Genomic DNA, 21,130 nt, shown 5'->3' on the forward strand with positions numbered 1-21,130 from the left:
GGAGATTCTCCCCGAGATACTGACATCTCCCGACTCGCACGTGTCAAGACGCGCCACCATCGGCATGGGACGGACACGACCGGGCCGCACCTCATCGGCGCGAGCCCGGGCGTGTCGTCAGCGACGACAGGTCGGCCGGAAGGACGGGCCGAGCCGGGGGGGTCAGGCGCGCGTGCGGACGCTCTGGGACATCTCGCGGGCCAGCTCGCCGATCGAGGCGCGGCCGGCGGCCTCGTCCGGCGCGTCGAGCATGCGGCGGATGAACGCCGACCCCACGATGACGCCGTCGGCGTAGCCGGCGACCTCGGCCGCCTGCTTGCCCGTGCCGACGCCGAGCCCGACGCACACCGGCAGGTCGGTGTGGGCGCGGGTGCGCTTGACCAGGCCCTCGGCCGCGACGTTGACCGATTCCCTGGCGCCGGTGACGCCCATGAGCGACGCGGCGTACACGAACCCGGTGCAGCAGTCGACGACCGCCTGGATGCGCTCCTCGGTGGAGCTGGGCGCCACCAGGAACACCGTGTCGATGCCCGCGGCGGCCGAGGCCTCGCGCCACGGGCCCGCCTCCTCGGGCGTCAGGTCGGGCGTGATGGTGCCGACGCCGCCGGCGCTCGCCAGGTCGCGGGCGAACCGCTCGGCGCCGTAGCGGTCGATCGGATTCCAGTACGTCATGACGAGCGTCGCCGCGCCGGTGGCGGCCACGCCCTCGACGGTGCGCATGACGTCGGCGATGCGGGTGCCGTTGATCAGCGACCGGTGGACGGCGTCCTGGATGGTCGGCCCGTCCATGAGCGGGTCGGAGTAGGGCAGGCCGATCTCGATGACGTCGCAACCCGCCTCGACGAGGGCGGCCGCGGCGGCGATGGCGCCGTCCTTGGACGGAAAGCCCGCGGGAAGGTAGCCGACCAGCGCGGCCCGGTTGTCCGTCTTCGCCTTGGCGAACACCGTCTGAAGAGTAGTCATGATCGTCCGTTCTCGGTGGTCGGAGGCCGCTTCGCCGCCGCCCTTCCCATCATGCCGTCACCAGGGCCCGGCCCGCGCCGGGCGAAGGAGACCTCGCCCGGGCCGCGCCTGGGGCGGAGGAGACCTCGCGGAGCCGGCTCACGGCCCCGCGAGGGGGTGGGCCGGTGTCAGAGGTTGAAGTACTTCATCGCCGTGCCCATGTCCTTGTCGCCGCGCCCGGACAGGTTGACCAGGATCGTGGCCTCGGGCCCGAGCTCCCGGCCGAGGTCCAGTGCCCCGGCGAGGGCGTGGGACGACTCGATGGCCGGGATGATGCCCTCGGTCCTGGCCAGCAGCGAGAAGGCGGCCATCGCCTGGTCGTCGGTGACGCCGTGGTAGGTGGCGCGGCCGGTGTCCTTCAGCCAGGCGTGCTCGGGGCCGACGCCCGGGTAGTCGAGGCCGGCCGAGATCGAGTGGGACTCGATCGTCTGGCCCTCGTCGTCCTGCAGGACGTAGGTGCGCGAGCCGTGCAGCACGCCGACGGAGCCGGCGGTGAGGGTGAGCGCGTGCTCGCCGCTGTCCAGGCCGTGGCCGGCGGCCTCGTAGCCGTGGAGCTGGACGTCGCTGTCGCCGATGAAGGCGTGGAAGATGCCGATCGCGTTGCTGCCGCCGCCGACGGCGGCGCAGATCGCGTCGGGCAGCGCGCCGGTCAGCTGCAGCATCTGGCGGCGCGCCTCGACGCCGATGATCCGCGCGAAGTCGCGCACGATCTCGGGGAACGGGTGCGGTCCGGCCACGGTGCCGAACAGGTAGTGGGTGGTGTCGACGTTGGTCACCCAGTCGCGGAACGCCTCGTTGATCGCGTCCTTCAGCGTGCAGGAGCCGTTGTGGACGGGGACCACAGTGGCGCCGAGGAGCTTCATGCGGGCCACGTTGAGGGCCTGGCGCTCGCAGTCGACCGCGCCCATGTAGATGACGCACTCCAGGCCGAGCAGGGCCGCCGCGGTGGCCGTGGCCACGCCGTGCTGGCCGGCGCCGGTCTCGGCGATGACGCGCTTCTTGCCGAGCCGCCTGGTCAGCAGCGCCTGGCCGAGCACGTTGTTGATCTTGTGGGCGCCGGTGTGGGTGAGGTCCTCGCGCTTGAGGATGATGCGCGCGCCGCCGGCGTGCTCGGCGAAGCGCGGCACCTCGGTCAGCGTGGTGGGCCGGCCCGCGTACGTGCGCAGCAGGTGGTCGAACTCCTGCAGGAACTGCGCGTCGTTCTTGGCCTTCTCGTAGACGGAGGCCACCTCGTCGAGCGCCGGGATCAGCGCCTCCGGCACGTAGCGCCCGCCGAAGACGCCGAACTTGCCGTTCCTGTCGGGATCGTCGCCGTGGACGCCGTTGCCGGCCAGGTCGGCGGCGGTCAGGATGGAGCCCTCGTGTGTCACTGCTGTCCCTCTGCTCCGTGGTCGGGGCGCGTCGCCGGATGGGCGCCGGCGGTCACCAGCGCCTCCACCGCCTTGCGCGGATCCTTGCCGGTGACCAGGCTCTCGCCCACCAGCACGGCGTCTGCGCCGGCGCGGGCGTAGGCGAGCAGGTCATGCGGTCCGCGGACGCCCGACTCCGCGATCTTGATCACATTATCCGGGATCTTGGGCGCGATCTTGGCGAAGACGTCGCGGTCGACCTCGAGTGTCTTGAGGTTGCGCGCGTTGACACCGATGACCCGGGCGCCCGCCGCGACGGCGCGGTCGAGCTCCTCCTCGGTGTGGACCTCGACCAGCGGCGTCAGCCCGATGGAGGTGGCCCGCTCGATCAGCGAGACCAGCGCCTCCTGCTCCAGGCACACGACCATGAGCAGCACCAGGTCGGCGCCGTGGGCCCGGGCCTCCCAGAGCTGGTAGGAGGTGAGGACGAAGTCCTTGCGCAGGATGGGGATGTCGACCCGGGCGCGGACCGAGGCGAGGTCGTCGAGGCTGCCCCCGAACTTGCGGCGCTCGGTGAGCACGCTGATGACGTGCGCGCCGCCCTCCTCGTAGTCGGCGGCCAGCGCCGCGGGGTCGGCGATCGCGGCGAGCGCGCCCTTGGACGGGCTGGAACGCTTGACCTCGGCGATCACCGAGACCCTGGAGCCGCCCAGCGCCGCGAGCGCGTCCCGGGGGGCGGGAGCCCGCTCGGCCTGCCGCTTGAGCTCGTCGAGCGACACGGCCTGCTGGCGTGCGGCGAGGTCGGCACGCACCCCGTCGAGGATGTCGTCGAGGACGCTCGGTCCTTCCGTCCGCTCACTCACGCGCTTGGGATCCCTCCGGTCGGCAGTAGGGGATGGCAGGAAGTTCGCGTCGCGTCCGCTCCCGGCCTGTCTTTGCGATGGTATCGGCCCCGGCGGCGTCGCTCGGCCACCGGCCCCGGCTAGGGCGCGAGGAATGCCCCGAAGGGAAGGTTTCGCACCAGCCAGTAGAGCAGGACCACGGCGAGGAACGCCCAGAGCCATGCCGGATGGGCCAGCGTCGTCCTGCGCGGCCGGCCCTGCCAGGCGCGCACCAGCCAGCGTCCCCACCAGAACACCAGGAACGGGATCATCGCGACGGCGAGCGGGTTGAGCCCCACGGCGGCGACGGGGTCGAGGTGAGCCAGCGCGTGGATGGTGCGCAGCGTGCCGCAGCCGGGGCAGTACAGGCCGGTGGCCCACAGGAACGGGCAGGTCGGGTAGTGACCCGGCTCGTTGGGGTCGATCGTGCCCACCACGGCGAAGACCACGCCCGTGGCGGCGGCGACGCCGAGTGGCGCGAGCACCGACCGCAGCCGGTCGTGGCCGCGCCACTCGATGTTCGCCATACCCATCAGTACGTGGTGCTCGGGGCGTTCGCCGCGACGATCACGAAGAGGACGACGTACCCGATGATCACGAGGACCCACCAGATGATGCCCACGATCAGCGAGCGCTTCCACCAGGTCTTGGCCTCCTCCGACGCCTGCACCGCGCCCTGGTAGTCGCCGACCTGCCACTTGGAGTTGACCTGCGACGACTTCACGATCGACACGATGCCGAGGGGGAGGCAGCAGAACAGCGTGGTCAGGATGGCGGCGACCAGGTGGTTGTCCGGCGGGGTCTGCGGGGCGCCGTAGCCGCCGGGCTGGCCGTAGCCGCCGCCGGGGGGCTGCTGGCCGTAGCCACCGCCGTAACCGCCGCCGCTCGGGGGCTGCTGACCGTAACCACCGCCACCACTCGGGGGCTGCTGACCGTAACCACCGCCACTCGGGGGCTGCTGACCATAGCCGCCGCCGCTCGGAGGCTGCTGGCCGTAACCGCCGCCACCACTCGGGGGCTGCTGACCGTAACCGCCGCCCGGGGGCTGGGCGCCGTAGCCGCCGTCGCCCTGGTTCCCGTAGCTCATGCTGTGACTCCTCATGTGTTCATCTCAGGCGAGTTGCGCGCGGCAGCCTAGCGACAAACCATCTCGGACGTGGGTATACGTCCACTTTGCGGACAATTTGTGATCAGACCGGAAGTATCCGTGATCGGGTCACACCGCTCACCGGAGGTGAGGAGAGGTCAGGACGACCCTGCCGCGCCGGCCGTAGCCAGGCCCATGAGCGCCAGCCACATGCTGCCGAACAGCAACCACAGGACCACCCAGAGCACGATCGTGATGTACGACGTGACCAGGCCGCCCATGGCCATGCCGTGCCCCTCCTCGCCCGTCCGCTTGATCCGGCTGAGCGCCATGTGGCCGACGATCGCGCCGGGGATGCTGGTCAGGCCGCAGAACACCAGGCCGACGATGCCGAGGACGAGCGAGGTGACCGCCAGGCCGTTGGTGGTGCGGGGCGGGGGAGCGCCGTACGCCCCGTAGGGGGCCTGCCCGTACGGCTGCTGGCCGTAGCCCTGCTGGTCGTACCCCGGCTGACTGTAACCCTGCTGCCCGTAGCCCTGCTGCCCATAGCCTTGCTGGCCGTATCCCGGCTGGCTGTGACCCTGCTGGCCATAGCCCTGCTGGCCGTGGCCGCCGGACGGCTGCCCGCCGTAGCCCCCGCTCGCGGGCTGGCCGCCGTACCCCCCGCCGTATCCGCCGCTCCCGGACTGCTGGCCGTAGCCCTGGCCGCCGCTCGGCGGCTGGCCGTAGCCGCCGTCGGGCGGCGGCTGGCCGGGGCCGCCCGTGCTCGGAGGCTGCTGACCGTACCCTCCACCGGGCGGCTGAGAACCGTATCCTCCGCTGCCGCTCTGGTCCCCGTAGCCCATGTCGATCCTCCGTCGTCGTGGCCCGTTTCAGGGGCAGCTTATTGACAAGGGGAACGGCGGTCCGCCGGGCGGGGACACCGACGGCGAGTTGTAACCTCGGCGCGACAGCCGCGACTGCGACAGACGCCTCAGAGAGGTCGTTCCAGGACAAAACCGGCGCCGCCGGGCAGGTGCTGGAGCCTCAGGTGGGGTCGTCGCCCCGGTCGAGGGCGTCCCACAGGGCGCGGTCGTCGGACACCCGTGGGCGCCCGGCCGCCGGGGTCCGCTCGTAGCGGTCGGACATGCCCGCCCAGCGGGGGCCGCGCACGGCGGCGAGCACCCCGCCCGCGACCATCAGCGCCGCCCCGACCGCGGACAGCGCCGGCCAGGCCGCCACGACGTCCCACGTGAAGGAGCCCAGGCCGCGCAGCGCGTCGTGCTCGCGCAGCCACACCGTCGGGGCGTCGCCGGCCACCGCCAGCCACGTGGCGAGCCCGGCGCCCAGCCCGCACAGCGTCAGCAACGCCCCCACCAGGCGGCGCGTGAGCCCCTTCGAGGCCAGCGCCGCCACCACGCCCGCGAGCCCGGCCAGCGCCAGCGGCGTCAGGACGGGGGCCAGGTCGCCGCCGGAGGGCGTCACGGGATCGGCTCCCGCGCCGCCCGGGACGCCGGTGGCGTGCCCGGCCCGCACCGTGATCCAGGCGCGGGTGGCCGCGAACAGCACCAGCGCGCAGCCGGCGGCCGTCAGGGCCACCCACCGCCACAGCTCACGGCCACGCCCCCGCGCCCTCGGGGAGGCCGGCGGGGCCCCCGCGGCGTCCTGAGAGCCGGAGGCGCGGGTGGTCTCCAGAGGCTCGCGGTCCCGTGCGTCGGCCTCGGGGGCGGCATGGTCCCCGGCGGCCTCGGGGGTCGCGGGGGCGTGCGCGGCCTGCGAGGGCTCGGCGGCTCGGGCGGCGTCCCCGTGGCCGGGGTCGTGCGGACCGGTCATGGCGTGGCCGACACCTCCAGCGGGTCGGCGTCGAAGCAGGTGCGGTCGCCCGTGTGGCAGGCGGCGCCCACCTGGTCGACCTGGACGAGCAGCGTGTCGCCGTCGCAGTCGAGCGACACCGCCTTGACGTGCTGCGCGTGACCGGAGGTGGCGCCCTTCACCCAGTACTCGGCGCGGCTGCGCGACCAGTAGGTGGCCCTGCCGGTGGTGAGGGTGCGGTGCAACGCCTCGTCGTCCATCCAGGCGAGCATGAGGACCTCGCCCGTGTCGTACTGCTGGACGATCGCGGGCACCAGCCCGTCGCCGTTGCGCTTGAGCCGCTCGGCGACCTTCGGGTCGAGGGACATGCCGCCATTCAACCAGCCGTCATGACCGCCCGCCGCACCGGCGGCAGGCCGGGCGAGACCTCCCTCCGGTGCGGCCCGGTGCTCAGGAGCGGGCGGCGGAGACCCAGGAGGCGTGCAGGGCCGCGTAGACGCCGTCCTCCTGCCGGACGAGCTCGTCGTGCGGCCCGCGCTGCACCAGCCGGCCGCCGTCGAACACCAGCACCTCGTCGGCGTTCTCCGCCGTGGACAGCCGGTGGGCGATGGAGACGGCCGTACGGCCACGGGTGACCCCTTCCAGCGCCCGGGCCAGGCGCACCTCGGTGGCCGGGTCGACGGCGGAGGTGGCCTCGTCGAGCAGCAGCAGGTCGGGGTCGGCGAGGTAGGCGCGGGCCAGGGCGACGAGCTGCCGCTCACCGGCCGACAGCGACTCGCCGCGCTGCCCCACGGGCGTGCCGAGCCCGGCCGGCAGGCCGTCCACCCAGTCGGCCAGGCCCAGCTCGGTCATGGCCAGCTCGATCTCCTCGCGGGTGGCGCCCGGCCGGCCGTACCGGACGTTGTCCTCCAGCGTGCCGTCGAACAGGAACCCGTCCTGCGGCACCATCACGATGCGCTCGCGCAGCGAGGAGAAGCGCACCTCCCGCAGGTCGTGGCCGTCGACGGTGACGCGCCCGGAGACGGGGTCCATGAGCCGGGTGAGCAGCTTGGCGAACGTCGTCTTGCCCGACCCGGTCTCCCCCACGACGGCGATGCGGGAGCGCGGCGGGATCTCCGCCGTGACGTCGCGCAGCACGGGCGGCCCGCCGGGGTAGGCGAAGCCGACGCTCTCGAAGGCGACGGAGATGGGGCCGCGCGGCAGCTCCACGCCGCCGGGGCCGGGGTCGGCGACGTCGGGCGGCGTGTCCAGCACCCCGAGGACGCGCCGCCAGCCGGCGACCGCGTTCTGGGCCTCGTTGAGCACCTCGGTGGCGGTCTGCATCGGGGAGACGAACAGCGTCACGAGGAACAGGAACGCCACCAGCCGCCCGGCCGTGATGTCGCCGGACAGCCCGAGCCGGACGCCGAGCAGCACGATCCCGGAGATGGCCAGGGCGGCCACGATCTCGGTCAGCGGGAAGACGAAGCCGACGATGGTCTGCGCCCGGGTCTGGGCCGCCTTGTTGGCGTCCACCGCCGTGTCGACGCGCTCGGCGGTGCGCCCCTCGGCCGCGTGCGCGCGGATGACGGCGGCGCCGACGACGGACTCGCTGACGGCGGCGAGCATGTCGCCGGTGCGCTCGCGGACCGTCGTGTACGCGCCCGACAGCCACCGCTGGAAGCGCGGCAGGGCGACCATCAGCGGCAGGAAGCACGCCCACACGACGAGCGTGAGCTGCCACGAGTAGACCAGCATGAGGACGCTGGCGACGAGGACCTGGCCGAGCGACACGATGATCATCAGCCCGCCCCACTGCATGAACGTGCTGATCTGGTCCACGTCGTTGGTGACGCGGGAGACCAGCGCGCCGCGCCGCTCGGTGTTCTGGGTGAGCACCGACAGGTCGTGGACGTGGCGGAAGCCGCGGACGCGCAGGGTCGCCAGGGACGACTCGGTCGCCTTGTAGAGGCGGACGTTCATGACGTAGCCGGCCAGCGCGGTCAGCACGACGGCCGCCGCGCACAGCAGCACGGCGCGCGTCACGTACGAGACGTCGGGCGAGGAGTTCTTCAGGCCGGTGTCGATCGTCTGCTGCACCGCGACCGGCACGATGACCTTGCCGGCCGTGGCCACCACCGCCAGGGCGAGCGTCCCGGCGAGCCCCTTGCGGAACTCGGGCGTGAGGGACAGCCCATGACGGATGGTGGCCAGCGCCGATCGCTCGGCGCCGGCGCCGATGCCCCGGGCGTCGCTCACGCGATGATCCCCTCTTCCTCGGCGGCCGCGACGGCGGCCTGCTCGGCTTCCTCCCGCACGGCCGCGCTCCGGGCGGCGGCGGCTTCCTCCTCCTCGGCCGAGAGGGCGGCGCGCTCGGCGTCCTCGCGCTCGTAGGCGGTGACCAGGTTGCGGTAGCCCTCGCAGCGCCCGATCAGCTCCTCGTGCGTCCCGTGGTCCACGACGCGGCCCCGGTCGAGGTAGACGACCTCGTCGGCCAGCGCGATCGTGGCCATCCGGTAGGCGACGACCACGACGCTGGAGGAGGAGGCCGCGTCGCGCAGGCCGTGCAGGATGCGGGCCTCGACCTGCGGATCGACGCTGGAGGTGGCGTCGTCGAGGATGAGCAGCCGCGGCCGGCGGGCGACCGCGCGGGCCAGCGCCAGCCGTTGCCGCTGCCCGCCCGACAGGGTGGCGCCCCGCTCCCCCACGCGGGTGTCCAGGCCGGACTCCAGCCGCGCCACGAACCCGTCGGCCTGCGCCAGGCGCAGCGCGGCCCACACGTCCTCGTCGGCGATGGGCAGGCCGAGCGTGATGTTGCCACGCACGGTGTCGTCGAACAGGAACGTCTGCTGCGGCACCAGCGCCACCGACTCGGCGACCGCGCCGTACGGCAGCTCGCGCAGGTCCACGCCGTCGAGCAGCACCCGCCCGCGCGCCGGATCGACGAGCCGGACGAGGAGCTGCACCAGCGTCGACTTGCCGGAGCCGGTCGGGCCGACCAGCGCGACGGTGCGTCCCGGCGCCACCTCGAAGGCGACGTCCCGCAGCACCTCGCCGGCGCCGTAGGAGTAGGACAGGCCGGCGGCCTCCAGCCGGGCGGGGCCGGAGCTCGCGGGCGGCGCGGTGGCGCCGTACTCCATGGAGCCGCGCGCCTCCAGCACGGCCCGCACCCGCTCCCAGCCGACCACGCTGCGCGGCAGCTCGGCGAGCACCCAGCCGAGCGCCCTGATGGGGAAGGCGAGCAGCGTGAACAGGTAGGCGACCTGCACGAGGTCGCCCGCGTCGATGGAGCCGGAGGCCAGCCGCGCGGCGCCGACGGCGAGCACCGCGAGCACGCCCAGCGTGGGCAGCGCCTCCAGCATCGGGTCGAACAGGCCACGGACCCGCCCGACGGCGATGTTGGCGTCGCGCAGCTCCTCGGCGCGGCGGCGGAAGCGCTCGGTCTCCAGCGCCTCCCTGCCGAGGGTCTTGACGACGAGGGCGCCGTCGAAGCTCTCGTGCGCGATCTCGCTGACCTCGGCGCGCAACTGCTGGGCGCGGGTCGCGAGCGGGCTGAGCCGGCGCTGGTAGACCAGGTTGAGCACGGCGATGGCCGGGAAGATCAGGAAGCCCACCGCGGCGAGCGCCGGGTCGGTGAGGACCATCGCGACGGCCGCGGTGACCAGCATGACGACGACGCCCACGGCCATGGGCAGCGGCGCGAGCGGCGCCCAGGCGGCTTCGGCGTCGGAGCTGGCGTTGGACAGCAGCTGGCCGGTCGGGTGGCGGTGGTGCCAGGCGAGCGGCAGCCGCAGGTACTGCTTGGTCACCTCGCGGCGGGAGCGGGCCTGCATGCGGTACTGCATGAGCCCGGCCAGGATGCGCCGGCCCGCGACGCCGATCGCCTTGAGCAGCGCCGCGCCCATGATGAGCAGCACGCCCGTCCACAGGACGCCCGTGGTGACGGAGCCGGTGGAGAAGGCGGGCAGCACGACGTTCTCCGTGGCCCAGCCGAACGCCCAGGCGGAGCCGACCGTCATGCCCCCGTACACGGCGCTGGACAGGACGGCGGCGGTGAAGACCGCTTTCTCCGCCCTGATGGCCACGCCGAGGACACGTAGTCCCTGACGCATGACGGCCGAGGTCACCTTGCTCGCCACTCGCTGGGTTTCCTTCCGTCACGGCTGCTTTGTCCTTAAGACCCAATCACGCCCGATCATGCCGTTATTCCCGCGGGTAAGCTGGAGAACGTGACTCACGCTCGCGGCGAACGCGCGGCCCTGTGCGACCTGCTGGACCGGCTCGGCCCGGACGCCCCGACCCTGTGCGACGGGTGGACGACCTACGACCTGGCCGCCCACCTGGTGCTGCGGGAGCGCCGGCTCGACGCGGCGGCGGGCATCGCGCTCAAACCGCTGGCGGGCCACACCGCCGCCGTCCAGTCCGCCCTGAAGGCGCGCCACCCGTACCCGGAGCTGGTCGGCCTGGTGCGCAGGCCGGGCGGCGTCTACGGGCTCGTGCCGTTCCTGGACGACGCGGTCAACACGCTGGAGATGTTCGTCCACCACGAGGACGTGCGCCGCGCCCAGCCCGCCTGGGAGCCGCGCCAGATGCCCGAGGACCTCGAACGGCTCATGTGGAAGCGCGTGTCGGCCGGCGGGAAGCTGATGCTGCGCCGCTCGCCGGTGGGCGTGGTGCTGCACCGGACCGGCGGCGGCGTGGCGCTCGGCGGCCCGAGGATCGGCCCCAAGGTGGAGGTCACCGGGCCGGCGGCGGAGCTCCTGCTGTTCTGCTTCGGCCGGCAGGAGCACACGCGGGTGGAGCTGACGGGCGACCCCGAGGCGATCTCCCGCCTCAAGAGCGCCCGCCTCGGCATCTGACCGCCCCCGGCCCCCGCGGACCCTGTCTCAGTCCTCCCCGTAGGCGCGCAGCGCGACGTGCGCCTGGGCGAGCCGGCGCAGCCCCGTGAGCAGGGTGTCGCCCACGAGCGTGCCGAGCACCACCACCTCCAGCGCCCGCTCCCGGTCGCTCAGGTCGCCGACGACGGTCATGTCCGCCTCGGCGATCCGCTCGGCGGCGGCGGCGTACTCGGGCAGCACGCCGAGCATGTCCTCGCGGCCGAGATCCTGCAGGCTGGCGATCACTCCCACCACCGTGGCGTACGCGGGGTGGTCGCGCATGTCCTTCCACCCGTGGCGGGCGCAGATGTCGTCGAGGATCCGGCGGGCCTCCTCCAGGTGCGGCCCCGGCTGGGGCTCCTGCCGGGCGGTGACCGTGAGCTGGCCCAGCCCCAGCAGGTCGTTGCCGCTGGTGTCCGGGTCGTCCAGGTGCTGGACCAGCTCGCGGATCGCGGCGATGCTCAGGCCGCCGTACTCGGCCAGCGCGCGGACGAGCTTGAGCCGCCGGACGTGCGCGGTGCCGTACTCGGCCTGGTTGCGGCCCACCGGCCGCCCAGGGGGCAGCAGCCCCTCCCGCAGGTAGTACTTGATCGTCGGTACGGGCACTCCGGTGTCCGCGCTCAGCTCCGCCATGCGCACGTATGACTCCCCTCTTGTGGTTAGTGGAGAGTTTAGCTATAGATAGTAGAGAGTGACACTATCCGCTATCTATATCGAGGAGACCCCGTGTCGCACTGGCACCGACCGCTGATGGTCTCGGCGGGGCTCATGTCCGTCCTGGCCGCGGCCACCGCGGTCGCGCTCGTCCTGGACGACCGCACGCTCGACGGCATGCCCGTCTGGGCCAAGCCGCTGAAGTTCGCCATGTCCGTCGCCGTCTACTCCTTCACCTGGGCCTGGCTGCTCTCCCTGCAGCGCCGCGACCGCCGCTGGGGCCGCCGGGCCGGCACCGTCCTCGCGGTGGCCGGCGTCGCCGAGGTCGCGGTCATCACCTTCCAGGCGGCCCGCGCGCACCGCAGCCACTTCAACGCCGCCACTCCCTTCGACTCCGCGCTCTTCGGCGTCATGGGCGTCATGATCATCGGCCTCATGGTGGCCAACATCGTCGCCGCCGTCGCCGTGCTCCTCGACCGCCAGGCCGACGGGCCCTCCACCTGGGCCGTGCGCTTCGGGCTGGTGATCTCCACGCTGGGCCTCGCGAGCGGCGGCCTCATGCTCGGCCCCCGTCCCGGCCAGAGCCTCGCCGGCGGCGTCATCGGCGCCCACACCGTCAGCGCGCCCGACGGCGGGCCCGGCCTGCCCCTCCTCGGCTGGAGCGTCGTCGCCGGCGACCTGCGCGTGCCGCACTTCGTCGGCATGCACGCCCTCCAGCTCCTTCCGCTGCTGCCGCTCGCGCTCGCCGCCCTGTCCCGCCGCTTCCCCGTCCTCGCCCCCGAGCGCGTACGGCAGGGCCTGACGCTCACGGCGGGCGGCCCGTACGCCGGGGGGTTCGCGCTCGTCCTGTGGCAGGCGCTGCGCGGCCAGTCGCTGGTGCGCCCCGACGGGCCCACCCTGGCCGCGGCGGGCGTCCTGGTCGTGCTGGGGCTCGCCGGGGCGGCAGCCTCGACCCGTGCCCCCGGCCGGTCCACGACGCGAACCGCCACCACCAGCCCCGCCCCCGCCGCCACCACCGCCGCCGTGGAGGCCGTCCGATGAGCACCGCGGCCCTGTTCGACCTCAGCTTCTGCGCCGCCGCGCCGTTCTGGGCGCTGATGATCCTCGCCCCCGCCTGGTCGCTCACCCGGAGGGTGGCCGCCTCCCCGCTCATCGTGCTGCCCGCCCTGGCGGTGAACCTGGTCCTGCTGGTGCCCGTGCTCGGCGCCGTCTGGCCGGTCGTGACCAGGCCGTCCCTGGCGGGTCTCACGGCCCTCGTCGCCACCCCCGAGGCCCTGGCCGCGCTGTGGGCCCAGATCATCGCCTGGGACCTGTTCCTCGGCCGCTGGATCTACCTGGACAGCAGGGAGCGGGGCGTGCACCCGCTGCTCATGGCCCCGGTCATGATCCTGACCATCCTGCTGTCGCCGATCGGGCTGCCGGTCTACCTCCTGCTGCGCCTGCCGTTCGGGGGCAACAACTCTGAGACCTCCGCGACAGGGCCCGAGATCACTAGCATGGCGTGAGAAGGAAGCCCCCCGGTTAGGATCAAGAACATCTTCATAGAAGATGCCAGTGATCGCCCAGATCCGGGTATATACGGCTGGGAATGGACTGCAGGAGGCCCCCATGCAGGTCAAGAAGGTAGCCACTTACGTGCTCGTGGCGTTCGTGATCTTCTACCTGTTCACCCGGCCGGCCCAGGCCGCGTCCGCGGTCAACGGCGTGTTCGACGGAATTGTCCATGGTGCCAACCAGTTGGCCGTCTTCTTTACCAATGTTCTAGCGTGAGCGGGACACCTGTCTGCGTTGGACGCTTCCCCGTACCGGCGGAACGTGTTACGCAGGCAGGATGAGAGATCGCCCGACCGCCACCAAGATCATCCAGCCTGATCCCCACGTGCGGCGCGTCCTGGAGCGGGCCGAGCTCGAAGGTGTCGAGCTCGTCCGCTTCCTGTACGCCGACCACGGCGGGGTGATCCGCGGCAAGGCGGCGTCCCGGTCACGGCTGGCCGAGCGCCTCACCACGGGCATCGGGCACACGGTGGCCATGATGGCGATGAACATGCTCGACCAGTTGCAGGACGTCGAGCACATGGGTCCGGTGGGCGAGGTGCGCATCGTCCCCGACCCCACGACGTACGTCCCGCTCCCCTACGCACCGGGCGCCGCCGCGATGCTCTCCGATCTGCGGCGGCAGGACGGCTCCCCGTGGGAGGCCTGCCCGCGCACGTTCCTCAAGGACGCGATCGACGCCCTGGCCGCCGAGGGCTACACCCTGATGGCCGCGTTCGAGCCGGAGTTCACACTCGGGCGGCGCCTGCCCGACCCCGCCGGCGGCCCCGACCGGATCGTGCCGATCGACGACACCCTCTGCTACGCCGGCACCGGGTTCGACACGGCCCACGACTACACGATCAAGCTCATCCGGGCCCTGGAGACGCAGGGCCTCCGGGTCGAGCACTACCACCCCGAGCTCGGCCCGGGCCAGCAGGAGCTGTCGATCAGGCACGCCCCCGCGCTGCGCGCCGCCGACAACCACGTCCTCTACCGCGAGACCGTGCGCGGCGTGGCGCTGCGCATGTCCATGTGGGCCACGCTGGCTCCCAAGCCCCTCGCCGAGCAGGCGGGCAACGGCGCCCACCTGCACCTGTCCCTGTGGCGGGGGACCACCAACGTGTTCGCCGGCGACGGCGGGGAGCTGGAGTCCTTCGTCGGCGGGCTGCTCGCCCACCTGCCCGCCCTGACCGCCCTCACCTGCGGCACCGTCAACGGCTTCCGCCGCCTGGCGCCGCGCTCCTGGGCCGGCGCGTACGCCGTCCACGGGCCCGACAACCGGGAGGCGGCCGTACGGATCTGCTCACCCCTGGGCGAGACCGGCGAGCCCAACCTGGAGCTCAAGCCGTCCGACTCCTCGGCCAACCCCTACCTGTCGCTCGGGGCCGTCATCCACGCCGGCCTCGACGGGCTGCGCCGCAGGCTCGACCCGGGCGAGTCGGTCGACGTGGACCCCGACACCCGGCCGGGACGCTACCCGCGGCTGCCGGCGTCGCTGGACGAGGCGCTGGACGCGCTGGAGGCCGACGAGGTCCTCATGGAGGCGCTCGGCCCGCTGCGGGGCAGCGCCTACCTGGCGGTCAAACGCTCCGAGGCGGCCGCGTTCGCGGCCATGGACGAGGCGTACGAGCTGTTCCAGCACATGAAGGTCTTCTGAGGCGCCCCGCCCCCGGGTCCCTGTGAGGCGCCCCGCCCCGGTCCCTGTGAGGCGTCGCGGCCTCTCCCCCGCGCACCGCGATGGCGTCGTGCCCGCACGCCGAGGCCCGCGCCGGGGCCCCGGGGGCTCACCCCGGAACGCCCGGCCGGACGGCCCGCGTCTAGCGCACCGGGTGGCCCGCCGTGCGGAGCGTCTCCTTCACATCCGCGATCTTGAGGGTCCCGAAGTGGAAGACCGACGCCGCCAGCACCGCGTCCGCGCCCGCCTCCACCGCCGGCGGGAAGTCCTCCAGCCGGCCCGCGCCGCCGCTGGCGATCACCGGCACGCGCACCACGGCCCGCACCGCCCGCAGCATCTCCAGGTCGTAGCCCTCGCGGGTGCCGTCACCGTCCATCGAGTTGAGCAGGATCTCGCCCACGCCCAGCTCCTCGCCGCGCGCCGCCCACTCCACCGCGTCGATGCCCGTGCCGCGCCGCCCGCCGTGCGTGGTCACCTCGAACCCGCTCGGCGTGCCCGGCGCGCGGCGCGCGTCGACCGACAGCACCACGCACTGCGCGCCGAACCGCCGCGACGCCTCGGTCAGCAGCTCCGGCCGGGCGATGGCCGCGGTGTTGAGCGAGACCTTGTCGGCCCCCGCCCGCAGCAGCCGGTCGACGTCCTCGACCGCGCGGATGCCGCCGCCCACGGTCAGCGGGATGAACACCTGCTCCGCCGTCCGGCGGACGACGTCCAGCATCGTGTCCCGCTCGCCGGAGGAGGCGGTGATGTCGAGGAAGGTCAGCTCGTCGGCGCCCTCGGCGTCGTAGCGCCTGGCCAGCTCGACGGGGTCGCCCGCGTCGCGCAGGTTGGCGAAGTTGACGCCCTTGACCACCCGGCCCGCGTCGACGTCCAGGCAGGGGATCACCCTGACGGCCACGGTCATGCGCGCACCGCCTCGATCTCGACCTCGACGAGCATCCGCGGGTCCACCAGCCCGGCGACCCGCACGCCCGTGCAGGCGGGGCGGACCTCGCCGAACACCTCCCCGATCGCCTGGCCGACCAGGTCGAAGTGGCGCTGGTCCACCACGTAGTAGCGCACCATCACCACGTCCTCCTTGGTCAGTCCGGCCAGCTCCACCGCGTCCACCGCGATGCCGATGGCCGTCAGGCTCTGCCGGTAGGCGTCGCCCACGTACCGCACCTCGCCGTCGATCGTGGCGGTGCAGCCCGACACGATGACCCGGTCCCCGACGACGACCGCCCGGGAATAGCCGTAACGCTCCTCCCACACGCCGCCCGAAAACACCCGCGAACCGGTGCTCTCCATGCTCATGCTGCTCACCACGGCCCCTCCTACCCTCTACCGCGCACCGCGGCCAAGGCGCTCTCCAGTGTGAACGCCTGGGCGTACAGCGCCCTGCCTACGATCGCACCCTCCACGCCGTCAGGCACGAGGCCCGACAGCGCGACCAGGTCCTCCAGGGAGGAGACGCCTCCACTGGCGACGACCGGCCTGTCGGTGCGGGCGCACACCTGGCGCAGCAGGTCGAGGTTGGGTCCGCGCAGCGTGCCGTCCTTGGTGACGTCGGTGACGACGTAGCGAGGGCAGCCGTCGGCCTCCAGCCGGTCCAGCACCTCCCACAGGTCGCCGCCCTCCTCGGTCCAGCCGCGCGCCGCCAGCGTGGTGCCGCGCACGTCCAGGCCGACCGCGATCCGGTCGCCGTGCTCGGCGATGATCTTGCGGCACCATTCGGGGTTCTCCAGGGCGGCCGTGCCGATGTTCACCCGTCGGCACCCGGTGGCCAGGGCGGCGGCCAGCGACTCGTCGTCGCGGATGCCGCCGGACAGCTCCACGTTCACGTCCAGCCGGCCGATCAGATCGGTGATCAGCTCCCGGTTGGAGCCCCGGCCGAACGCGGCGTCGAGGTCGACCAGATGGATCCACTCCGCCCCGGCCTCCTGCCAGGCCAGCGCGGCGGCCAGCGGCTCGCCGTAGCCGGTCTCGGTCCCGGCCTCACCCTGGACCAGGCGTACGGCCTGGCCGTCCGCGACGTCCACGGCGGGAAGGAGTACGAGCGACATCAGATCCTCCGGTCGAAGGCAAGGGTCACGACAACAGGGACGAGCAACAGGGACAGGACGAGGGCGCCGAAGCTGACGGCCGGGGACCCCCACACGACCCATACCACCACTTGGACGAGCGCGAACGCGATCGCCACGACAGTGTTCTGGACACGGCGGCGGCGGGCGAGCAGGCCGCCCTGACGGGCGATCCGCACCGGGCGGGGCGTGAGGCGGGCCACGAGTGCGCGGCGGCGGGAGGCGCGCGACTGGCGCTCCTCGTTGCGCCGCGCGGCGCGCTCCCGCCCGGCCTCGCGCTCGGCGCGGCGGCGCGCCCGCTCCTTACTCACGACTCACGGCACCACGACTCACGGCACCAGGACTCACGGCACAGCACCGACGAATCACGGCACTCATGGACCGGGGCCTCTCACCCGGGAAGGTGCGCGGCCGTCGCTCACAGGACGCCGAGCCAGTTGGTCAGCAACGCGGCGCCCGCGTCACCGGACTTCTCCGGGTGGAACTGGGTGGCCATGAGGGGACCGTTCTCGGCGGCGGCCACGAACGGCACGCCGTGCTCGGCCCACGTCACCAGCGGCTCGGCGAACCCGTCGCCGGGCCGCAGCTCCCACTCGCGCACACCGTAGGAGTGGACGAAGTAGAACCGCGTGTCGGCGTCCAGCCCGCGGAACAGCACGCTGCCCTCGGGCGCCTTGACCGTGTTCCACCCCATGTGCGGCAGCACCGGGGCCTCCAGCGGCTCGACCGTGCCCGGCCACTCGCCGCAGCCCTCGGTCTCGACGCCGTGCTCGACCCCCTTGGCGAACAGGATCTGCATGCCCACGCAGATGCCCAGCACCGGCCGCCCGCCGGCCAGGCGACGGCCGACGGCGCGCTCGCCGCGCACCCCCCGCAGCCCCGCCATGCACGCCGCGAACGCCCCGACACCGGGCACGACCAGGCCGTCGGCCTCCATCGCCGCGTCCAGGTCGGACGTCACGGTCACGTCGGCGCCGACCCGGGCCAGCGCCCGCTCGGCCGAGCGCAGATTGCCCGACCCGTAGTCGAGCACCACCACGCGCTTCACCACCACATCACCCCCGCCGTGATCGCCAGCACCGCACCGACCGCGCAGACGGCCGCGCCCACCTTGAGCCCCTGCCTGAACAGCGAGAACACACCGCCGACCAGGAACAGCCCGATGAACACCATCACGATGGCCAGCGTGTTGTCACTCACAGGACGCCCTTGGTGCTCGGCACCCCCGTCGCGCGCGGGTCCAGCTCGGACGCCTCGCGCAGCGCCCTGGCCAGGGCCTTGAACTGGGCCTCGACGATGTGATGGGCGTTGCGCCCGTACGGGACGTGGACGTGCAGGCAGATCGCCGCCTGCGCGACCAGGGACTCCAGGATGTGGCGGGTCATCGTCGTGTCGTACTCGGGGCCGATCATCGGCGCCATGCCCTCGGGCTCGGAGTGCACGAGGTACGGCCGGCCGGACAGGTCGACCGTCACCTGGGCGAGCGACTCGTCCAGCGGGCACGACGCGCTACCGAACCGCCTGATGCCCGACTTGTCGCCCAGCGCCTCGCGGAACGCCGCGCCCAGGGCCAGCGCCGTGTCCTCGATGGTGTGGTGCGCGTCGATGTGCAGGTCACCCTCGGTCTTGACCGTCAGGTCGAACAGCCCGTGCTTGCCGAGCTGCGCCAGCATGTGGTCGAAGAACCCCACGCCGGTCGCCACGTCCACCCGCCCGGTGCCGTCGAGACCCACCTCGACCAGGACCGACGTCTCCTTCGTCACACGCTCCACGCGGCCGACCCGACTCACAGAACCCCCTCCAGAGCGGCACGGAACGCCGCCATCTCCTCGCCGGTGCCGATCGACACGCGAAGCCACTCCGGCGGCCCCACCTCACGGATGAGCACGCCCCTCGCCAGCAGGCCCTCCCAGACCGCACGGCGCTCGGAAAATCTCCCGAACAACACGAAGTTGGCGTCGGAGTCGGCCACCGTCAAGCCCTTGCCGCGCAGCCACTCCACCGTGGCGTCACGCTCGCGGCGCAGCGCGTCCACCGTGCCCAGCAGCTCCGCGCGATGCCGCAGCGCCACCCGGGCCGCCGCCTGCGTCAGCGTCGACAGGTGGTACGGCAGGCGCACCAGCAGCAGCGCCTCCACCACCGCCGGGTGGGCCGCCAGGTAACCGAGCCGGGTGCCCGCCATCGCGAACGCCTTCGACATGGTCCTGGTCACGATCAGCCGCGGGTGCGACGGCAGCAGGCTCAGCGCCGACGGCGTGCCCTCACGCGCGAACTCCGCGTACGCCTCGTCCACCACCACCATGCCCGGGGCCGCCTCCAGCACCCTGGCGATCGTCTCCAGCGGCAGGGCGGTGCCGGTCGGGTTGTTCGGCGAGGTCAGGAACACGATGTCCGGCCGGTGCTCCTCCACCGCGGCCGCCGCCTTGGCCGGGTCGAGCGAGAAGTCGTCCTCCCGCGCGCCCCCGATCCACTCCGTGCTCGTGCCCGTCGTGATGATCGGGTGCATCGAGTACGACGGCTCGAACCCCAGCGCCGTCCGGCCGTAACCGCCGAACGCCTGCAGGATCTGCTGGAGCACCTCGTTGGAGCCGTTGGCCGCCCACACCCGGCTCGCGTCGAGCCCGTGCCCCAGATAACCCGCCAGGTCGGCGCGCAGCTCCAGCGCGTCACGGTCGGGGTAGCGGTTGAGCGCGCCCGCCCCGCCGCGCACCTCCCCGGCCAGGTCCTCGACCAGCTCCGGGGAGGGCGGATACGGATTCTCGTTGGTGTTGAGCCGCACCGGCACGTCGATCTGGGGCGCGCCGTACGGCGTCCTGCCCCGGAGGTCGTCCCTGATCGGCAGATCGTTCAACGTCATGTCGTGCGGCGTCATGAGGGGATCCCCCAACCGAAGCGCGCCCGCACGGCCGCGCCGTGCGCCGGCAGGTCCTCGGCGTCAGCCAGCACCGACACGTGCGCGGCCGCGCCGGCCAGCGCCTCGCGGGTGTAGTCGACCACGTGGATGCCCCGCAGGAACGTCTGCACCGACAGCCCGCTGGAGTGACAGGCGCAGCCGCCGGTCGGCAGCACGTGGTTGGACCCCGCCAGGTAGTCGCCCAGCGACACCGGCGCGTACGTGCCCACGAAGATCGCGCCGGCGTTGCGGATCCGCGCCGCCACCGCCGCCGCGTCGGCCGTGTGGATCTCCAGGTGCTCGGCCGCGTAGGCGTTGACCACCTCCACGCCCTCGTCGAGGCCGTCCACCAGCACGATCCCGGACTGCCGGCCGCGCAGCGCCTCGGCGATCCGCTCGGAGTGCTTGGTCGCCTCCACCTGGCCCGGCAGCTCCCTCTCCACCGCCTCGGCCAGCTCCACGCTGTCGGTCACCAGCACCGCGGCCGCGATCACGTCGTGCTCGGCCTGGCTGATCAGGTCGGCCGCCACGTGCACCGGATCGGCCGTCTCGTCGGCCAGGATCGCGATCTCCGTCGGCCCGGCCTCGGAGTCGATGCCGATACGGCCCTTGAGCAGCCGCTTGGCCGCCGCCACCCAGATGTTGCCCGGCCCGGTCACCAGGGTGGCCGACGGGCACTCCTCCGTGCCGTACGCGAACATGGCCACCGCCTGGGCGCCGCCCACCGCGTACACCTCGTCCACGCCCAGCAGCTCGCACGCCGCCAGGATCGTCGGGTGCGGCAGCCCGCCGAAGTCCTTCTGCGCCGGGCTCGTCACCGCCAGCGACGGCACCCCGGCCTCCTGCGCGGGCACGACGTTCATCACCACGCTGGACGGGTAGACCGCCCGGCCGCCCGGCACGTACAGGCCCACGCGCTCGACCGGCACCCACCGCTCGGTGACCGTGCCGCCCGGCACCACCTGCGTCGTCACGTCGGCGCGCCGCTGGTCGCGGTGGACCAGCCGGGTCCGGCGGATCGACTCCTCCAGCGCCGCCCGCACCTCGGGCCGCAGCCCGGCGAGCGCCTCACGCAGCGCCTCACGCGGAACCCGCGCGTGCTCGATCTCCACGCCGTCGAACCTGGCGGTCAGCTCCCGCACGGCCGCGGCCCCGCGATGGCGGACCTCGTCGCAGATGAGCCGCACCTTGTCCAGGGCGGCCTCGACGTCGAGCTCGGCGCGGGGCAGCACGTCGCGCAGGTCTCCCGGCAGGGAACCGCGCAAGTCGATACGGGAAATCACGCACCCCAGTCTACGGAGTCCCACCCGTGGATCCTCTTCCGTCCACCATCCGGACATCCA

Annotated in this window: 25 protein-coding genes; 5 read left to right on the top strand and 20 right to left on the bottom strand. The window is 73.1% G+C overall.

Annotated features, from left to right (window positions below; all coding sequences use genetic code 11):
* Positions 1–162 precede the first annotated feature (162 nt).
* From trpA to MTP10_RS12490, 10 genes are all read right to left on the bottom strand, one after another.
* Positions 163–963 carry a tryptophan synthase subunit alpha gene (trpA, locus tag MTP10_RS12445; protein WP_310709280.1) on the bottom strand — a complete coding sequence of 267 codons (801 nt, stop codon included), beginning with the start codon at positions 961–963 and terminating at the stop codon, positions 163–165.
* Positions 964–1,130: 167 nt separating this feature from the next.
* Positions 1,131–2,351, bottom strand: coding sequence for a tryptophan synthase subunit beta (gene trpB / locus MTP10_RS12450; RefSeq protein WP_397334457.1), 1,221 nt, complete (start codon positions 2,349–2,351; stop codon positions 1,131–1,133).
* A 17-nt stretch (positions 2,352–2,368) separates the two neighbouring features.
* A complete protein-coding gene (gene trpC / locus MTP10_RS12455; protein WP_310709281.1) occupies positions 2,369–3,214 on the bottom strand; it encodes an indole-3-glycerol phosphate synthase TrpC in 846 nt (281 codons plus the stop codon).
* 119 nt (positions 3,215–3,333) lie between these two features.
* A complete protein-coding gene (locus MTP10_RS12460; protein ID WP_310709282.1) occupies positions 3,334–3,759 on the bottom strand; it encodes a DUF2752 domain-containing protein in 426 nt (141 codons plus the stop codon).
* Between the two features lie 5 nt (positions 3,760–3,764).
* On the bottom strand, positions 3,765–4,319 hold the full coding sequence (locus MTP10_RS12465) for a CD225/dispanin family protein (RefSeq protein WP_310709283.1): 555 nt from the start codon (positions 4,317–4,319) through the stop codon (positions 3,765–3,767).
* Between the two features lie 158 nt (positions 4,320–4,477).
* On the bottom strand, positions 4,478–5,164 hold the full coding sequence (locus MTP10_RS12470) for a DUF4190 domain-containing protein (RefSeq protein ID WP_310709284.1): 687 nt from the start codon (positions 5,162–5,164) through the stop codon (positions 4,478–4,480).
* Positions 5,165–5,345: 181 nt separating this feature from the next.
* On the bottom strand, positions 5,346–6,131 hold the full coding sequence (locus tag MTP10_RS12475; RefSeq protein ID WP_310709285.1) for a Trp biosynthesis-associated membrane protein: 786 nt from the start codon (positions 6,129–6,131) through the stop codon (positions 5,346–5,348).
* Positions 6,128–6,478: a phosphoribosyl-AMP cyclohydrolase gene (gene hisI, locus MTP10_RS12480; RefSeq protein WP_310709286.1), complete on the bottom strand. Its 351-nt coding sequence runs from the start codon at positions 6,476–6,478 to the stop codon at positions 6,128–6,130. The genes MTP10_RS12475 and hisI overlap by 4 nt, the downstream gene beginning before the upstream one ends.
* An 82-nt stretch (positions 6,479–6,560) precedes the next feature.
* Positions 6,561–8,348, bottom strand: coding sequence for an ABC transporter ATP-binding protein (locus MTP10_RS12485; RefSeq protein WP_310709287.1), 1,788 nt, complete (start codon positions 8,346–8,348; stop codon positions 6,561–6,563).
* On the bottom strand, positions 8,345–10,201 hold the full coding sequence (locus tag MTP10_RS12490) for an ABC transporter ATP-binding protein (protein ID WP_310709489.1): 1,857 nt from the start codon (positions 10,199–10,201) through the stop codon (positions 8,345–8,347). The genes MTP10_RS12485 and MTP10_RS12490 overlap by 4 nt, the downstream gene beginning before the upstream one ends.
* Before the next feature lie 117 nt (positions 10,202–10,318).
* Here MTP10_RS12490 and MTP10_RS12495 point away from each other — a divergent pair, with 117 nt between their 5' ends.
* Positions 10,319–10,948, top strand: a complete 630-nt coding sequence (locus tag MTP10_RS12495; RefSeq protein WP_310709288.1) for a TIGR03085 family metal-binding protein — start codon at positions 10,319–10,321, stop codon at positions 10,946–10,948.
* Positions 10,949–10,975: 27 nt separating this feature from the next.
* Here the strand turns inward: MTP10_RS12495 and MTP10_RS12500 are convergent, their stop codons facing one another.
* Positions 10,976–11,599 (bottom strand): MerR family transcriptional regulator, encoded by a 624-nt coding sequence (locus tag MTP10_RS12500; protein ID WP_310709490.1) that lies wholly within the window; start codon positions 11,597–11,599, stop codon positions 10,976–10,978.
* A 93-nt stretch (positions 11,600–11,692) separates the two neighbouring features.
* Between MTP10_RS12500 and MTP10_RS12505 the strand changes: the two genes are divergently transcribed.
* From MTP10_RS12505 to MTP10_RS12520, 4 genes are all read left to right on the top strand, one after another.
* Positions 11,693–12,661: a hypothetical protein gene (locus MTP10_RS12505; protein ID WP_310709289.1), complete on the top strand. Its 969-nt coding sequence runs from the start codon at positions 11,693–11,695 to the stop codon at positions 12,659–12,661.
* Positions 12,658–13,125, top strand: a complete 468-nt coding sequence (locus tag MTP10_RS12510; protein WP_310709290.1) for an ABA4-like family protein — start codon at positions 12,658–12,660, stop codon at positions 13,123–13,125. The genes MTP10_RS12505 and MTP10_RS12510 overlap by 4 nt, the downstream gene beginning before the upstream one ends.
* A gap of 103 nt (positions 13,126–13,228) precedes the next feature.
* The gene (locus MTP10_RS12515) at positions 13,229–13,390 is read left to right on the top strand and encodes a hypothetical protein (protein ID WP_175588658.1); all 162 of its coding nucleotides are present in this window, start codon (positions 13,229–13,231) and stop codon (positions 13,388–13,390) included.
* Between the two features lie 61 nt (positions 13,391–13,451).
* The gene (locus MTP10_RS12520; protein ID WP_310709291.1) at positions 13,452–14,813 is read left to right on the top strand and encodes a glutamine synthetase family protein; all 1,362 of its coding nucleotides are present in this window, start codon (positions 13,452–13,454) and stop codon (positions 14,811–14,813) included.
* 160 nt (positions 14,814–14,973) lie between these two features.
* On the opposite strand, the gene hisF is transcribed toward MTP10_RS12520, so the two are convergent.
* The 9 genes from hisF to hisD form a co-directional block, all read right to left on the bottom strand.
* Positions 14,974–15,735 (bottom strand): imidazole glycerol phosphate synthase subunit HisF, encoded by a 762-nt coding sequence (hisF, locus tag MTP10_RS12525; protein WP_310709292.1) that lies wholly within the window; start codon positions 15,733–15,735, stop codon positions 14,974–14,976.
* The gene (locus tag MTP10_RS12530; RefSeq protein WP_310709491.1) at positions 15,732–16,127 is read right to left on the bottom strand and encodes a Rid family hydrolase; all 396 of its coding nucleotides are present in this window, start codon (positions 16,125–16,127) and stop codon (positions 15,732–15,734) included. The genes hisF and MTP10_RS12530 overlap by 4 nt, the downstream gene beginning before the upstream one ends.
* 20 nt (positions 16,128–16,147) lie before the next feature.
* The gene (gene priA, locus MTP10_RS12535) at positions 16,148–16,876 is read right to left on the bottom strand and encodes a bifunctional 1-(5-phosphoribosyl)-5-((5-phosphoribosylamino)methylideneamino)imidazole-4-carboxamide isomerase/phosphoribosylanthranilate isomerase PriA (RefSeq protein ID WP_310709293.1); all 729 of its coding nucleotides are present in this window, start codon (positions 16,874–16,876) and stop codon (positions 16,148–16,150) included.
* Complete coding sequence (locus MTP10_RS12540; RefSeq protein WP_310709294.1) at positions 16,876–17,205, bottom strand: hypothetical protein; 330 nt, start codon at positions 17,203–17,205, stop codon at positions 16,876–16,878. Before MTP10_RS12540 ends, priA begins: the two co-directional genes overlap by 1 nt.
* A 107-nt stretch (positions 17,206–17,312) precedes the next feature.
* The gene (hisH, locus tag MTP10_RS12545) at positions 17,313–17,945 is read right to left on the bottom strand and encodes an imidazole glycerol phosphate synthase subunit HisH (RefSeq protein WP_310709295.1); all 633 of its coding nucleotides are present in this window, start codon (positions 17,943–17,945) and stop codon (positions 17,313–17,315) included.
* On the bottom strand, positions 17,939–18,094 hold the full coding sequence (locus tag MTP10_RS12550) for a hypothetical protein (RefSeq protein WP_310709296.1): 156 nt from the start codon (positions 18,092–18,094) through the stop codon (positions 17,939–17,941). Before MTP10_RS12550 ends, hisH begins: the two co-directional genes overlap by 7 nt.
* Positions 18,091–18,684 (bottom strand): imidazoleglycerol-phosphate dehydratase HisB, encoded by a 594-nt coding sequence (gene hisB, locus MTP10_RS12555; protein WP_310709297.1) that lies wholly within the window; start codon positions 18,682–18,684, stop codon positions 18,091–18,093. The genes MTP10_RS12550 and hisB overlap by 4 nt, the downstream gene beginning before the upstream one ends.
* Positions 18,681–19,766, bottom strand: a complete 1,086-nt coding sequence (locus MTP10_RS12560; RefSeq protein WP_397334452.1) for a histidinol-phosphate transaminase — start codon at positions 19,764–19,766, stop codon at positions 18,681–18,683. The genes hisB and MTP10_RS12560 overlap by 4 nt, the downstream gene beginning before the upstream one ends.
* The gene (gene hisD, locus MTP10_RS12565; RefSeq protein ID WP_310709298.1) at positions 19,763–21,070 is read right to left on the bottom strand and encodes a histidinol dehydrogenase; all 1,308 of its coding nucleotides are present in this window, start codon (positions 21,068–21,070) and stop codon (positions 19,763–19,765) included. Before hisD ends, MTP10_RS12560 begins: the two co-directional genes overlap by 4 nt.
* Between the last annotated feature and the right edge of the window lie 60 nt (positions 21,071–21,130).

The sequence above is a fragment of the Nonomuraea sp. 3-1Str genome (genome assembly GCF_031570565.1).
Lineage (GTDB): Bacteria > Actinomycetota > Actinomycetes > Streptosporangiales > Streptosporangiaceae > Nonomuraea.